The organism is Acetoanaerobium sticklandii (assembly GCF_000196455.1).
Classification (GTDB): domain Bacteria; phylum Bacillota; class Clostridia; order Peptostreptococcales; family Filifactoraceae; genus Acetoanaerobium; species Acetoanaerobium sticklandii.
The window spans coordinates 1,335,538-1,349,422 of record NC_014614.1 but is presented as its reverse complement, the minus strand read 5'-3'; the positions used below and the strand labels follow the sequence as shown (position 1 = coordinate 1,349,422).

The 13,885-nt window shown below is 29.7% G+C and carries 17 protein-coding genes; 1 reads left to right on the top strand and 16 read right to left on the bottom strand.

What is annotated here, in order from left to right:
* Positions 1–134: 134 nt before the first annotated feature.
* Genes rlmD through CLOST_RS06155 form a run of 3 tightly spaced genes read right to left on the bottom strand, consistent with a single transcriptional unit; the run spans position 135 to position 3,607 of the window.
* The gene (gene rlmD, locus CLOST_RS06165) at positions 135–1,484 is read right to left on the bottom strand and encodes a 23S rRNA (uracil(1939)-C(5))-methyltransferase RlmD (protein ID WP_013361408.1); all 1,350 of its coding nucleotides are present in this window, start codon (positions 1,482–1,484) and stop codon (positions 135–137) included.
* A gap of 24 nt (positions 1,485–1,508) precedes the next feature.
* Positions 1,509–2,240, bottom strand: a complete 732-nt coding sequence (locus CLOST_RS06160) for a pseudouridine synthase (protein ID WP_013361407.1) — start codon at positions 2,238–2,240, stop codon at positions 1,509–1,511.
* Positions 2,240–3,607, bottom strand: coding sequence for an RsmF rRNA methyltransferase first C-terminal domain-containing protein (locus CLOST_RS06155; RefSeq protein ID WP_013361406.1), 1,368 nt, complete (start codon positions 3,605–3,607; stop codon positions 2,240–2,242). The genes CLOST_RS06160 and CLOST_RS06155 overlap by 1 nt, the downstream gene beginning before the upstream one ends.
* 183 nt (positions 3,608–3,790) lie before the next feature.
* Between CLOST_RS06155 and fba the strand changes: the two genes are divergently transcribed.
* Positions 3,791–4,726, top strand: a complete 936-nt coding sequence (gene fba, locus CLOST_RS06150) for a class II fructose-1,6-bisphosphate aldolase (protein ID WP_013361405.1) — start codon at positions 3,791–3,793, stop codon at positions 4,724–4,726.
* A gap of 141 nt (positions 4,727–4,867) precedes the next feature.
* On the opposite strand, the gene CLOST_RS06145 is transcribed toward fba, so the two are convergent.
* The 13 genes from CLOST_RS06145 to CLOST_RS06085 all read right to left on the bottom strand — a co-directional run bounded on the left by CLOST_RS06145 (position 4,868) and on the right by CLOST_RS06085 (position 13,877).
* The gene (locus tag CLOST_RS06145) at positions 4,868–5,350 is read right to left on the bottom strand and encodes a hypothetical protein (RefSeq protein WP_013361404.1); all 483 of its coding nucleotides are present in this window, start codon (positions 5,348–5,350) and stop codon (positions 4,868–4,870) included.
* A gap of 12 nt (positions 5,351–5,362) precedes the next feature.
* Positions 5,363–5,929: a 5' nucleotidase, NT5C type gene (locus CLOST_RS06140; RefSeq protein ID WP_013361403.1), complete on the bottom strand. Its 567-nt coding sequence runs from the start codon at positions 5,927–5,929 to the stop codon at positions 5,363–5,365.
* A gap of 29 nt (positions 5,930–5,958) precedes the next feature.
* Positions 5,959–7,080: a class I SAM-dependent methyltransferase gene (locus CLOST_RS06135; RefSeq protein ID WP_231853146.1), complete on the bottom strand. Its 1,122-nt coding sequence runs from the start codon at positions 7,078–7,080 to the stop codon at positions 5,959–5,961.
* A 103-nt stretch (positions 7,081–7,183) separates the two neighbouring features.
* Positions 7,184–8,770, bottom strand: coding sequence for a complex I subunit 5 family protein (locus CLOST_RS06130; protein WP_013361400.1), 1,587 nt, complete (start codon positions 8,768–8,770; stop codon positions 7,184–7,186).
* A 3-nt stretch (positions 8,771–8,773) separates the two neighbouring features.
* A complete protein-coding gene (locus CLOST_RS06125; protein WP_041487132.1) occupies positions 8,774–9,109 on the bottom strand; it encodes a sodium:proton antiporter in 336 nt (111 codons plus the stop codon).
* Positions 9,099–9,509: an MnhB domain-containing protein gene (locus CLOST_RS06120; RefSeq protein ID WP_041487131.1), complete on the bottom strand. Its 411-nt coding sequence runs from the start codon at positions 9,507–9,509 to the stop codon at positions 9,099–9,101. Before CLOST_RS06120 ends, CLOST_RS06125 begins: the two co-directional genes overlap by 11 nt.
* A gap of 12 nt (positions 9,510–9,521) precedes the next feature.
* A complete protein-coding gene (gene mbhE / locus CLOST_RS06115) occupies positions 9,522–9,782 on the bottom strand; it encodes a hydrogen gas-evolving membrane-bound hydrogenase subunit E (protein ID WP_013361397.1) in 261 nt (86 codons plus the stop codon).
* Positions 9,775–10,068 (bottom strand): Na(+)/H(+) antiporter subunit B, encoded by a 294-nt coding sequence (locus tag CLOST_RS06110; RefSeq protein ID WP_013361396.1) that lies wholly within the window; start codon positions 10,066–10,068, stop codon positions 9,775–9,777. Before CLOST_RS06110 ends, mbhE begins: the two co-directional genes overlap by 8 nt.
* Positions 10,069–10,371 (bottom strand): monovalent cation/H(+) antiporter subunit G, encoded by a 303-nt coding sequence (gene mnhG, locus CLOST_RS06105; RefSeq protein WP_013361395.1) that lies wholly within the window; start codon positions 10,369–10,371, stop codon positions 10,069–10,071.
* A complete protein-coding gene (locus tag CLOST_RS06100; RefSeq protein WP_041487130.1) occupies positions 10,368–10,625 on the bottom strand; it encodes an MrpF/PhaF family protein in 258 nt (85 codons plus the stop codon). Before CLOST_RS06100 ends, mnhG begins: the two co-directional genes overlap by 4 nt.
* Before the next feature lie 10 nt (positions 10,626–10,635).
* On the bottom strand, positions 10,636–10,965 hold the full coding sequence (locus CLOST_RS06095; RefSeq protein ID WP_013361394.1) for a Na+/H+ antiporter subunit E: 330 nt from the start codon (positions 10,963–10,965) through the stop codon (positions 10,636–10,638).
* Positions 10,966–11,098: 133 nt separating this feature from the next.
* Entirely contained in the window at positions 11,099–12,001 is a 903-nt protein-coding gene (locus CLOST_RS06090; RefSeq protein WP_013361393.1) for a hypothetical protein, read from the bottom strand.
* Between the two features lie 76 nt (positions 12,002–12,077).
* Positions 12,078–13,877: an ATP-dependent helicase gene (locus CLOST_RS06085; RefSeq protein ID WP_013361392.1), complete on the bottom strand. Its 1,800-nt coding sequence runs from the start codon at positions 13,875–13,877 to the stop codon at positions 12,078–12,080.
* Positions 13,878–13,885: the final 8 nt, after the last annotated feature.

Below are 13,885 nucleotides of genomic sequence, written 5' to 3'. Positions count from 1 at the left end.
CTCTCCCAATATAATTAATTTTTATTATCTTTGAAATTAATTATATCACTTTCATAGATTCCTTACTATTTAATCTAAACTATAGATTTTTTTTAATAAGAAAAGAACCTTGATTTTTCAAGGTTCAAAGAATACTATTTTTGTAGTTTAACAATAGTTTCGCAATGAGGAGTGTTTGCAAATAAATCTACTCCCACTACTTCTTTAATTTTATATCCTGCGCTCTTAAGAACTTTTAAATCATGCATAAGAGCTTTGGGATTACATGATATATATAGTATTTCTTTAGAGTTAAATGATATGATATCTCCCATCGCTTTTGGATGTATCCCTGCTCTTGGAGGATCAAGTAATATTAGTTCAGGATTTTCTGATATTTTTGATACTTCAGTAGCTACATCACCAGCTATGAATTCGCAGTTTGTTATATTATTTTTCTTAATATTTTCTTTAGCTGCTTCTACTGCTTCTTCGATTATTTCTATACCCACAATTTTATTTGCTTTATCTGATACTGTTATTCCTATTGTTCCAGTTCCGCTATATAAATCAAATATTATATCTTTTTTATCTCCTATCATGTCCTTTACAGCAGAGTAAAGTACTTCTGCGCCATGAGTATTTGTTTGAAAGAAAGAAAACGGTGAAATATTAAATCTCTTATCTAGTAATATGTCCTCAAAGTCAGTAACGCCGTATAGCAGATTGATTTTCTCTGGAATAACAGCATCAGAAAGCGAATCGTTAAAAGTATGAAGTATGCCTTTAATTTCTCCGTTAAGAGTTAATTTTGTAAGCATATTCGCATATGTATCCATATCGAATTCAAGCTGAGTAGTAGTTACAATATTTACTTGAATATCTCCAGTATTCTTACCTTTTCTTAAAACTAAATGTCTTAAATAGCCTTCATGAGCGAGTACTCTATAGTGAGGAAGATTTGCATTTCTAAAAAATTCAGTTGTAGCAACTAATATTTTCCTATAGTCTTCATCTACAATCATGCAAGAATGAACATATTCTATTGACATTGGAGAATTTTTTGCGTGCATTCCCAGCATTAGTTCTCCGCCTTTTTCTTTATCTCCAAATGTAAATTCCATTTTATTTTTATATTCATATGGACTTGGGCTTTTTAAAACCTCTAAATCCGCTACTTCAGTATGTCCAGCTTCATTAAAAAGCTCAATTATCTGATTTTTCTTGATGCTGATTTGCTCATCATATGGTACAGAAAGCATACTACATCCACCACATATGCCATAATGGGGACATGTAGGAGACGTTTCTATTTCCGCTGGTTCTAGAACTGAAAGAATCTTTCCTTCTGCTTTAGTTTTTCTTACTTTTTTTACTAGCATCTTTACTTTTTGACCAGCAATTCCGCCTTTGTAGCTTAGTTTTATTCCATCAACTACAGTAGTTCCAGTTCCACCAAACTCCATATTTTCAACTTTAATCTCTAATATATCTCTTTTTTTCAATTTAGCACCTCTTCGTAAGTTTATTTACATATAATCATTAAGCATCTGCATTTCTTGCTCAGTTAACTCTCTATACTCGCCTAGCTCCAAATTTTCATCCAATTTCAGCGGACCCATGGTTAGTCTTTTTAAATAGGTAACTTCTTTTCCTATTGCTTCAAACATTCTTTTTATTTGATGAAATTTACCTTCTTTTATTGTCACATATGCTTTAGATATATCATTTGAATCTAAAATTTCTAATTTGGCAGGCATACATTCATACCCGTCATCTATAATTATATTTCCTGAAAAAGCATCTATATCTTCGTTTACTAGATGTCCGATAACTTCGACATAATATTTTTTCTCAACATGTTTTTTAGGGGAAAGCATGTTATGAGCTAGCTTGCCGTCATTTGTCAGTAGTAAAAAGCCTTCAGTGTCTTTATCTAATCTGCCAGCAGGGAATAAATCAAAATGAAGATATGAAGGGTCAAGCAAATCTAGCACAGTGTTTTGATATTTATCTTCAGTTGCAGATATTACTCCTTGAGGTTTATTCATCATGATATATACAAATTTTCTATATGATATTTTCTCTTCATCAAATATTATGTCATCATCTAAGTTTATAATAAGCCCATTGTCAGTAATATATACTCCATTTACCATTACACGCTTATTTTTTATATATCTTTTTATTTCACTACGGCTCCCAACACCCATATTAGCAAGATATTTATCAATTCTCATTTTTTCAACTTGAGCTTTCATTAGGTCATCCTCCAGTTTTTATTGTAGCCATTTTTCAGCTTACCATTTTGCAGCTTTCCATATCCCAGTGGATAGCCATTTACTCCTACTCCATAGAATCCGTCATCTTTATTATCTACAAATATAGTTTCACCTTTTAGATATTTTATAATCTGAGAATCGCTTGTATCAAATTCTAGATATTTTTTAAAATCGGATTTAGATAAAGTCATAATAAAGGCTTGAGATGGAATGAATTGTTCTTTCTTTATTTCTCCTACAAATAATCCATTTCGAATTACTTTAAAGCCTTTTATTAATTTTTGAGTATAAACTTCTTTATATAACTTATTGTCAGATATTATAAAGCTACCATCTAGCTTAATATTCAAATTTTCTTTCTCAAAATTAAGATACTGATATGGAAGCTTATCCCTAAGAAAATGAAATTTTGTTATTGGCTCAGCATTTTGAACTGAATTTGACTCAGGGGAAGAATTATCCTTATATGCCTTTCTTAGTAGGCACAGGAAATGCCCTTCTCCGTTAAGTTTATGAGGAAGTAGTCTAGCTGACTGAGGTAGTATATCTCTTGAAATCAAGCCATTGCATTTTGGGATTTCAATACATTCAAAATTATCATTTCTAGCTAAAAAATCAAGTATCTGTTTTTCGTTTTCATCTTCATTAAAAGTACAAGTTGAATAAATCATGATTCCACCGGGTCTTAGCATCAAAGCGCAGGAATCAAGAAGCTCTTTTTGAACTGGTATAGTTTCTATCACTGATCTTTCCCAGCTTTTTATAAGGTCTTCATCTTTTCGAAACATTCCTTCTCCAGAACATGGAGCATCTAGTATAATCCTATCAAAAAACTCTAGGAATACTTTTTCTAGCACATGATGATTTTCATTTGTAATTAGAGCGTTTGAAACTCCATAAAGCTCTATGTTCTTTAGTATAGCCTTAGTTCTTTGGTTATTTATATCGTTGCTTACAAGGAGTCCTTCTCCTTTTAGCTTTGAAGCTATGTTAATAGTTTTTCCTCCAGGAGCTGCACATATATCTAACACCTTCATTCCAGGCTGTATCTCGATATTATTAACGACTGCCATAGCTGACGGTTCTTGAATATAGTATAGTCCTGCATGATATAAAGGGGATTTAGCAGGTCTTTGATTTATGTCATAATAAAAGCCATCCTGACTCCATGGTATTTCTTCACCAATAAAATCAGCTATAGCTTTAAGTTCTAGCTTGGATATTTTTAAGGTATTTGCTCTTAGTCCATAATAACTTGGATTGTTATATGTATTTATGAATTTATCGTAGTCTTGTTTAAATAGTACCTTCATTTCGTCTAGAAATTTTTGAGGCAAGTTTTTCATTAGTTTACTCCTTATATTAATAAATACTATTATACTTTTTTTGCTTAGAATATACAAACTTAAAAAAGTTTAAGATATTATTATTAAAAATAGGGTAAATTTAGTATAATAATGCTAAAATAGTTTATGCATGTATATGAATTATTAATATACTTAGCACAATTTAAGCAAGGAGGTAGTGTAATGCCATTAGTTAATACTAAAGAAATGTTTAAACATGCCTATGAAGGAAAATATGCTATTGGGGCATTTAATGTCAACAATATGGAAATTATTCAAGGCATAGTAGCTGCAGCTCAAAAAGAAAAGTCTGCTCTTATTCTTCAAGTTTCTGCAGGTGCTAGAAAATACGCTAGTCCTATATATTTAAGAAAGCTAGTAGAAGCTGCAATTGAGGAAACTGACCTTCCAATAGCTCTTCATCTAGATCATGGTGATAGCTTTGAAATTTGCAAGCAATGTATAGATGATGGTTTTTCTTCTGTTATGATAGACGGTTCAGCTCTTCCATTTGAAGAAAATATAGCTTTAGCAAAAAAAGTTGCCGAGTATGCTCATGAGAGAAATGTTACTGTAGAGGCTGAGCTAGGGAAACTAGCTGGAATAGAAGATGATGTAAATGTATCTGCTGAGGATGCGAAATTTACTGATCCAGATCAAGCTGTAGAGTTCGTAGAGAGAAGTGGTGTTGATTCACTTGCAATTGCTATTGGAACAAGTCATGGAGCTTACAAGTTTGCAGGAGAGCCTAGACTTGATTTTGCTAGATTAGAAAAAATATCAGCTTTACTTCCTAATTATCCTCTAGTGCTTCATGGAGCATCTTCAGTTATACCTAAGTATCTTGAAATGTGCAACCAGTATGGCGCTGCTATTCCAGGTGCAAAAGGTGTTCCAGAAGATATGCTAAGAGAAGCTGCAAAATGGGGAGTATGCAAGATTAACGTTGATACTGACCTTAGAATGGCTATGACTGCAGCTATTCGTAAGGTTTTAGTTGAGCAACCAGCTGAGTTTGATCCTAGAAAATACCTAGGTCCAGGCAGAGATGCTATTGAAGAAATAGTTCAAAATAAGATTAAAAATGTATTTGGATGCTCTGGTTCAGCTTTAAAATAATTTAATTTTCCAATTGCAATTAAATTCATTGGAGTTATGAGATTCTATGGTTTAACTCTTTGATTTATAAAATAGAAATCCTAGATTATTCAACATTATCTAAAAAGTGATGTTTGAAATAATCTAGGATTTTTTAATTTCTTAGTTAAAATATTTTGAGGAACCAAGTAGCTGTCTTTTTGCAGTTATTCTAGTCAAATCAGCTAGCTCTTGACTACTGATATCCTTAAATGAAATTGACATTACAAATTTTATATCTGTAAAGCTTTCATTTAAATCATATATCTCGTGAGTCAGCTTTATTTTTTCAAATTTATATACTTCTCTCAAATCTTGCTCTATATCATCTGTTAGCTCATGGAGATACTCATTAATATCTTCAAAAAGTACTTGGTAATACTCCTCATCAATTTCAAATTCTTCATAAAGCTCTTCATCAAGAGGTTCAAACTTAAAAATGAAGTTATCGAGCTTGCAATCAAATATCATTACATCTTTTTCTTTAAGGGAATCAGATATATCACTGATAGACACTATATCAGCCATGTTTTTTAAAAGTTGCTGTACATTATCACTAGAAATGCTTTTTTTCCCAGTTTTATTTGTGAAAGTGATTTCTACCATTTTATTCCCTCCTTACTGCTTACTCAATTTATCAATATGAAGCTTAATGTCATTCCAATTCTGAACCCTAATGATATTTTTATGTGACAAGGTCTTATTATAATTAGTATCCATTAATAGGACTTTTATTCCTGATTCTGCAATTTCTAATGAGTTTTGTGGATTATCCTCTATAAAAACATCACAATTAAGCTCTTTTGCTTTATCTACTTTATAATAGCTTCCAAGTGAATGAAGCTGAACTTCAGGGATATCATGCTTTTCAAGCCATTCCTTAGTTATTTCTGCCATTCTCTCACTTCTAGCAGTTACTATATACAGGTTATGATAGTTTATTAACTCATCAAATACCTCTTTAACTTTAGGAAGGATAGTAGCATTTCTGTGCATATGTTCCCCTTCTTTTTCATAGAATATATCCATTTCTTCTCTATGAAGCTCATATAGCTCATCGATTCTATGAGTAGTGCAATCGTCTTGAGATAAATCTTTATTAAAATATTTATTAAAATAAGGCATAAAATAATATGGATCTGTCATTGTTCCATCAATGTCTATACAAATATTTAGTCTTTTCATTTATTCCTCCATCTTTCAGGCTATCTATATCAATAAACGTATTTTTCCATAGTTGGGCTAACATTAAATAACTTTTTAATATTATTATATTCTTCTCTAGCTTTTTCATTTGAATTAGATTTTTTTATAGCTCTAATCATAAGATTTTTAGGCGTGTCTATTGGAGATACATATTCTAAAGGTGTAACTTCATAGCCATGAGCTTCAATGAACAATGCTCTAAGCGAATCAGTTAAAAAATCGTTGAATCTAGATTTGAATATTCCATGCTTAATAAGTGGATCTATAGGAGAACTATTAATTTGATCTTTGAGTTCTTTATGACAGCAAGGAACTATCACAAGTGATTCGGCTTTACTTCTCATAGCTAAAGCTATTGCATAGTCTGTAGCTATATCACAAGCGTGAAGACTTATTACCATATCAATATGTCTATTTGGCATATAGGTTCTTAGATCCTCTTGGATGAACTCCATATTTTTATATCCGAGCCTGTTTGCTCTTTCTTTTGATGACTTAATTACATTTTCTTTATAGTCCACTCCTATAAAGTAACAGTTTTTCTTAAGAACTTCTTTTATATAGTAGTTGAGAACAAATGTAAGATATGATTTTCCGCATCCAGAATCCATTATGGTGATTGTTTCTCTATCGCTAAAGCTATTTAAAATTGGGTCAACTACCTCTACAAAATGATCTATTTGATTATATTTTCTAATCATATCATTTTTTATTTTTCCATCCTTGGTCATGATACCGATCTCTTTTAAAAGAGGTCCTGATTTAGATGACTTTATATAATATTCTCTTGAGTTACTTATCTGACTATCTGCATCAAACTCCTCAGAGGCGTCTTCATTTCTTGTAGTAACTTGCTTGTCATTTGCTTCTATAACCACTATTGTACCTCTTTGAATATATCTAAAGTTCAAAGAATCATATAGAGCTGCTTCGGACGTTAATTTATTTAACATATCCTGAAAACTCATACTTTGGCTTTCACCCTTAAAGATATATCTAAGCTCATCATTTATATTTACATACTCGCCTTTAAACTGCTTTGTTCCAGATGTAAAGGTAAATTCAGCTTTAATAAAAAAATCTTTTTGCTCTAAATATCTAGAGTTCATTCCCATAAAAAATAATTTCATTTTATCTAAAGCTTGCTTTTTCAATATTTTTCACACTCCAAAACTCAAAGTCTTTTTATTATATCAGATAGCAATATTTGATACAACAGTATATATGAGTAGATTATATTATAAAATTAAAACTTATTAGTGAGAATAAAAATATTACTAATAAGAAAACGGAGTTTTCAAAGCTGAGATTAAAATGTCTTAGCTTATATAATATCTTATGTTCTTTTTCTACATAATTTTTATTAATAAAAATCGCAAGTACTACGAAGATAAAGTATTCAAAAATCATAATTATATTTGGATTTCCAAAAAAATAATCAATTTTTATCATAAAAATATTTTCAATAAATGTAGGATTAAGTCCTAAAATCAGTGCTGGTATCAGTAAAATTAAGAAGGAGATTTTAGTTTTAATATTTATGTTATATTTTGTTCCTTTTCCTTTAAATATCTGGAAAAACTTTAAAGTGTAAATTAAGGTTCCAATATTTATAAATGAAAAAAGCAGATAAGCTATACCAAAATCCTTAACAGAGTATTTGACAATATCTTTGCTTATGTAACCACTAAACATAGGTAGGCCTATAAGAGAGAACAGACTTAATATCATAAGAATACTCATAAATGGCGAAGATTCATAAACTCCTCTAATTTCATTTAATCTTCTTTTGTTCGTTTTATTGATTATAAGACCAACAGTTAAGAAAAGTAAGCTTTTTGCAAATGCATGTGAAAATATATGGTAAACTCCACCGACTAGTCCATATCCAGATAATCTACTGATTGCCATAAGCATTATTCCTATTTGAGAAATACTGCTAAAAGCAAGAAGCTGCTTTATATCTTTTTGAGCTATGGCAAATATTGTTCCTGATAGAGAGGTTATTAAGCCTATATATAATAAGTATTCTTTTAGCAGCCATGGTTGAAATACTAAACCAATTTTTATAAACACATAAAGACCAGATTTTACTAATAATCCTGATAATAGTGCTGACACTGCAGCAGGAGCTGCCCCATGCGCTTTAGGAAGCCAGTTGTATACAGGAAAAAACGCTGATTTTACGCCCATAGATACTATTATAAAAATATATGACATTTGAATGAAGGGATTTGAAAACATAGAGGGTAGAATTTCTTTAGCGAGAGTCATATTGAGCGTACCTATAGATTGATAAATCACTGCTACTCCTATAAGGTAAAACATCATACCTATGCTATTAAATAAAAGGTAATAGAACCCCGCTCTAAAAGAATAACTATCACGTTTATATACTATTAAAATAGTTGAAATTATTGTCATTAATTCTATAAATACAAATATCGTAAAAAAGTCATTGGCTTGCAAGAATCCAAGAAAAACTCCCTCTAAAAAAATAAGAAAGAATCCAAATCTTAAATCATTTTTAATTTTATCGTAATTATAAAAAATAAGTGCCCACCATATGATAATAGCAAGGATACTAAATGCAAGTGCAATTCTATCCATTTTTAATTCTATTCCTGAAACTTTAGAATAGCCTCCAAGTACAAATGCAAATCCTTGACTATACCCAATTTTAGTATATGTATCAATAATTATAAATGTAATCGATGATTGCATTATTAAAACTAATTTTTCGATATGCTTAACTTTAAAGGAATAAATTGTTACAGCTGTTATAATTGGTAAAAAAATTAGAAATAGCGTTTGAGTCATAGATTAACCATCCTTTTCCATGATTTCTTGCCAGTTAAGAGTTTCATAATGATGATAAATTTTTATGCTAATCATAAGAGCAAGAGCTGAAATAGCACTTCCAATTATAATAGTTGTAATCATAAGGGCCTGAGGAAGAGGATCTACCATATTTGTAAGATTTCCAGGATGTATAGGAGAAATACCATTCTTTTTATCTGCAAAGGAAAGATATAAAAGTACGATTGCACTTTCCATTATTTGAAGGCAAATTATAGATTTAATTATATTTTTACTCATGGCTAAGCCATATAAACCCAAGGCAACAGTTAATAAAGACATAATAATTCTAAAATCCATCGTCTTCCTCCTCAATGAAGCTTTCTACTATACATATTAGACCTACACATACCTTTGCAGCTATTATAAGATTTAATAAAATAAAAAAAACTCTTTTTGAAATCATGCTATCGTTTAATATTGGATTAGTAAAGTAAACATCTTTTGATAGTACGCTTAAAAATCCTGCTATTATTAGTAGAAAAAATAATACCTTTTCAAACTTTACCCATTTAGTTAAATCTATATTTTTATCTTCTGAAATAAAATAAAATGCTAAATAAGCAGTGGTTAGTATAGCTCCACCTTGAAAACCTCCTCCTGGTGATACATCGCCAAAGGAAATAATATAGATGCCAAATAACATCATAAAAGGAAGTAAAAGCTTACTTATAGTTTTTAAGATAATTGAGGTTTTCATAATAATCACCTGCTAAAATTGTTCAAATTTTGATAGGAATAAAATTCCACTTACGGTTACTAGTAATATACTAGCTTCAAAAATTGTATCAAAATATCTATAATCTAAATATATTCCTGTTACTATATTTTTTGCTCCCACCTCATCTAAGGCATTTTCAATATAATATTCTCCAGATGAATTGCCGTTGTGATGAGGCATTTGATCTGATATCTTAAAAAAAACTAAAATAATAATAACTACCATTGATATGAAACTTACTCTTTTAATCATACTCCACCTCTTTTAAGCTAGTATAATTCTTTTTACTACTTTCATTTTCATCAATATTGGAGGCTGATTTTGAGTGCTTTGATATCGAAATAATATAAATCAAAGGAACAATAGCGCTTCCTATGGCTGCTTCTGCTAAAGCAACGTCAGGCGCATTGTATAAAAAATATAAAATAGCACATATAAGAGAAAATACTGAGCTATATATGACTATTTTCAAATTTTCTTTAGAAAAAATAATAACTATTAGTATGATTATAAGTAAAGCATGAAAAAAATATGTCATTTAATCAGCTCCTTTGTTTGGATTATAGCCCTGAACATAAGCTGAGTTTGCTATTATATGGTTGCTAACAGGACCAGTTAAAAGTACAAAAATAAGTATGAAAATAAGCTTAATTAGGGATTCTGAATTATTAACTCTTAGCATTAAGGCTATAAGTGTAGTAATAGCTGCGACAGTATCTATTTGGCTGCTTGTAAGGAGCTTTGAATAGGCATCAGGATATCTAAAAATACCTATAATTCCAAAGCTTATATATATTACCGATAAAACAAGAAGAAAATCAGATAAAAGAATTAATATCATTTTTGAAGTCCTCCTTTAAGAACAAACCTAGCTATGATAATTACTGTTAAAAAACCTATTATTCCATAGATTAATCCTATATCAAGAGACATGGAGTTTTGTTTATAGATTGCGTAGCTACATATAAGTAGAATTGTTTTTACAGAAATGAGATTAAGAGATAAGAGTTTTTCCCATACAGTTTCTCCTATTATAAATTTAACTAATATTGCAGCTATTGATATGCATAAAAAAATCATGAAAAATACTAGCATAGACCTCTCCTTATCCAAATATCTTATTATAATCATTCAAAATAGCTCTTTTGCTATGCTCTGGGTTACTATCAGAATCAATATCCAAAACAAAAAGAGTGCTTTCTTTTATATCAACAGTGATAGTGCCAGGTGTTAATGTTATGAAGTTTGCCATCATAGTTAAAATTACAGGATTAGTTGTAGGAAGAGTAATCTCAAGTATATGAGGATTCGACTGTTTTTTTATGATTCTTTTTATATGCAGATATGCATCTTTATATATAGCAGGAAATAGTAGTAAAATATATTTTATAATAATTTTTAGCCAACGAAAAAATCTATATACTTTATTTTTCATACCTCACCCCATTTTTGATTAAATTTAAAAAATGCAAATTTATTGGTAATCATTCATTTTATTATAACTTATACTATTATTTAATTAAAAATAAAGCGAAATCTATTATTTAGGATTTCGCTTTATTTTAATTCTAGTTATTTTTTTCTGGTTCGTTCTCTGAAGAGTATATATTTACAATCTTACTGTCCTTATATGCGAATCCATTAAAGCTTTTAATATAGAATAAATCTGACTCCACTAATATATCATTATCACCATCAGCATCTACATCTGAAATTTTTAGCTGTGGATTACTTCCTCCATCCATATCTTTGGGAAATCCAGTGTAGTATGCTCCTTGGCTATTTCCTATTAATATGAATAGTTTGTTATATGTAGTATCCGTATAATTTGATTTGCTTCCTATAAGTAAAATAGAATCGCTCTCACCGTCACCTGTTACATCTGAGCTAATTCTTTGAATCACTGTTGGTCTATCACCCATTTCATAATTATTTGGGTTATCATAGTAAGCAAGCCTAGCTTCAACCATTAATTTATCACCACTAGTTGTAAGCTCATAGCTTACTGAATCTTTAATCCAAAATGCTCTAGGCTTTTTCTCGTCAGAGTCTGTAAAACTATCAGAAAGAGGCTTTCCAAGCCACTTATTCATCTCAGCATAAAGTTTATCCTTATCATCTTGATTATATGTCAATACTGTTTTATATACCCTTTTTTGCTTACCATAGTAATATCTTGTATCAGCTTCGATAGAAAACCATTTTTGTTTGTAGTCAATATACTTTGTATCATCGCTCACACCTTCTCCTTGGCTTCCTTCACCAAATAAATCGATTATATTTGGCTTTAAGGTTGAATAGGCTATAAAAGGCTCAATAGGCGAGAAATCTGATTCCATAGAGGATTGATTTGTTTCTTTTTTTAATTCTCCAAAGCTATTGTAATAAAGTAGATATGCTCCACCTAAAACAATGGCTATTACTATAACAGAAATTCCAAGCAATTTAGTAAATTTATTTTCATCTAACATCAAGCTCACTCCTATAAAATATCATATATTAAGTCAAAATATATTAAACCCGTTGTTAATCAATCTAGGCTTATAATTATAGCATAATATTTTTGTTGATGCACTTTTGGACATCAAGTAAAAATTCGCTAGGAAAAGCTATTTTTCTTTTGTTCATGGATAAATAGCTTATATATAAATTTTTTTTAGCTCTTGATATAGCAACGTAAGCTAGTCGTCTTTCTTCTTCAATATCATTGGCACGAATATGGGGGAACTGGTCTTCATTTACAGATACCCAAAATATATTATCTGCTTCTAGTCCTTTGCTAGCATGTGCTGTGACTAATAAAACGTCACAAGATGAAATAGAATTGTTCAAAGAGGATATAATTTGACTTTTATATTCTTTTTCAAGCATATTAATCCCAGCTTTGATGCTAGTTTCATTATCAACTAAAGAATAAAAAACTTCAAAGAACTCATAAAGATATTCAATATCTATACCATACTTTTTTGAGTAGCTTATTAAGTAGTTATCGTAGCCTATAGTAGTTCTTATACAATCTACAGCATCGATGAAGCTAAGGTTTTTTAAATTTGAGATCTGATTTTTAAGTACACTTAGTTTTATTGTTTTTTTAATTTTTGATACAGATATACATCTAAAGTCATCATCGTTATGGATATAGTTTAGACCTCTGTCAGGTTTATTTCTAATTCTATTTATTTGATCCAATGAATAGTTTTGAGATAATTTTAAATATGACATTATATCTTTAAATATAAAATTAGAAAAGAAATTGAACTCTTTATCTTTTATCTTAAACTTTATATTATAATCTCTCATTGATTTTATGAAAGGCAATATTTCAAAATTAGTACGAGAAATAATCATGTTGCTAGTACTTTTTGACTGCTTAATTTCACTTGCGATATTCTTAGCTTGCTCGATTACATCGGTATATTTTATAATCCTAACAAATCCCTGATTATTTTTTCCTGATTCTATTGTTTTGCTAGTTCTAGATTTATTTTTTGATATTAGTTCGTTAGCAACATTTAGAATTTCAGGAGGACACCTATAACTTTTTATTATTGGATATATCTTTGCATTTTTAAAATAATTTGTAAAATTTACCATAAATACAGGACTAGCACCCCTAAAACCATAAATAGATTGGTCTTCATCTCCTACAACAAATAAATTTTCATCTGAAGATAAGAATAATCTTATTGTATCAAACTGAACTTTGTTAATATCTTGAAACTCATCAATTATAAAATACATGTATCTTTTTCTAATTAAATTTAATATATGAGGATTAGATTTTACCAGATGGTGAGTTTTGCTTAGAATATCATCAAAATCTAGTTTATTATTATCCTCTAGCCAGCTATTATACTTAATATATATTGTTTTAATAAAGTCATTTTCAAAATTTATTTTAGCATTCCTATTATCAAAATCATAATTTGAATTCTTAATTTCTGATATTTTTGAAGATATAATATCTAGAGCTTCATTTGGTATATAATTAGAGGATATAATATTAGATATTATATTTATTATGAGGTTATTTTTTTCTTCATTGCCTATAACTGAATCTTTAGGGTATGAAAAGTAATCTTTTAAAATACTTAAGAAAAAGCTATGAATTGTTCCAAAAAATACACTGCCTAAGCAAGAATCTTTTATTATTGTTCTTTGCTTTAGTTCACTCGAGGAATATCTAGTAAAGCTAAGTGCTACAATGCTCTTAGGGTCTATATTCAAAACATTAACCATATTATATATTCTTTCTGTAATTACACTTGTTTTTCCACATCCAGGACCTGCTATTACAAGAGCTGGTCCACTACTATGATATATAGCTTCTTTTTGTTCAAAATCCATATCAATCA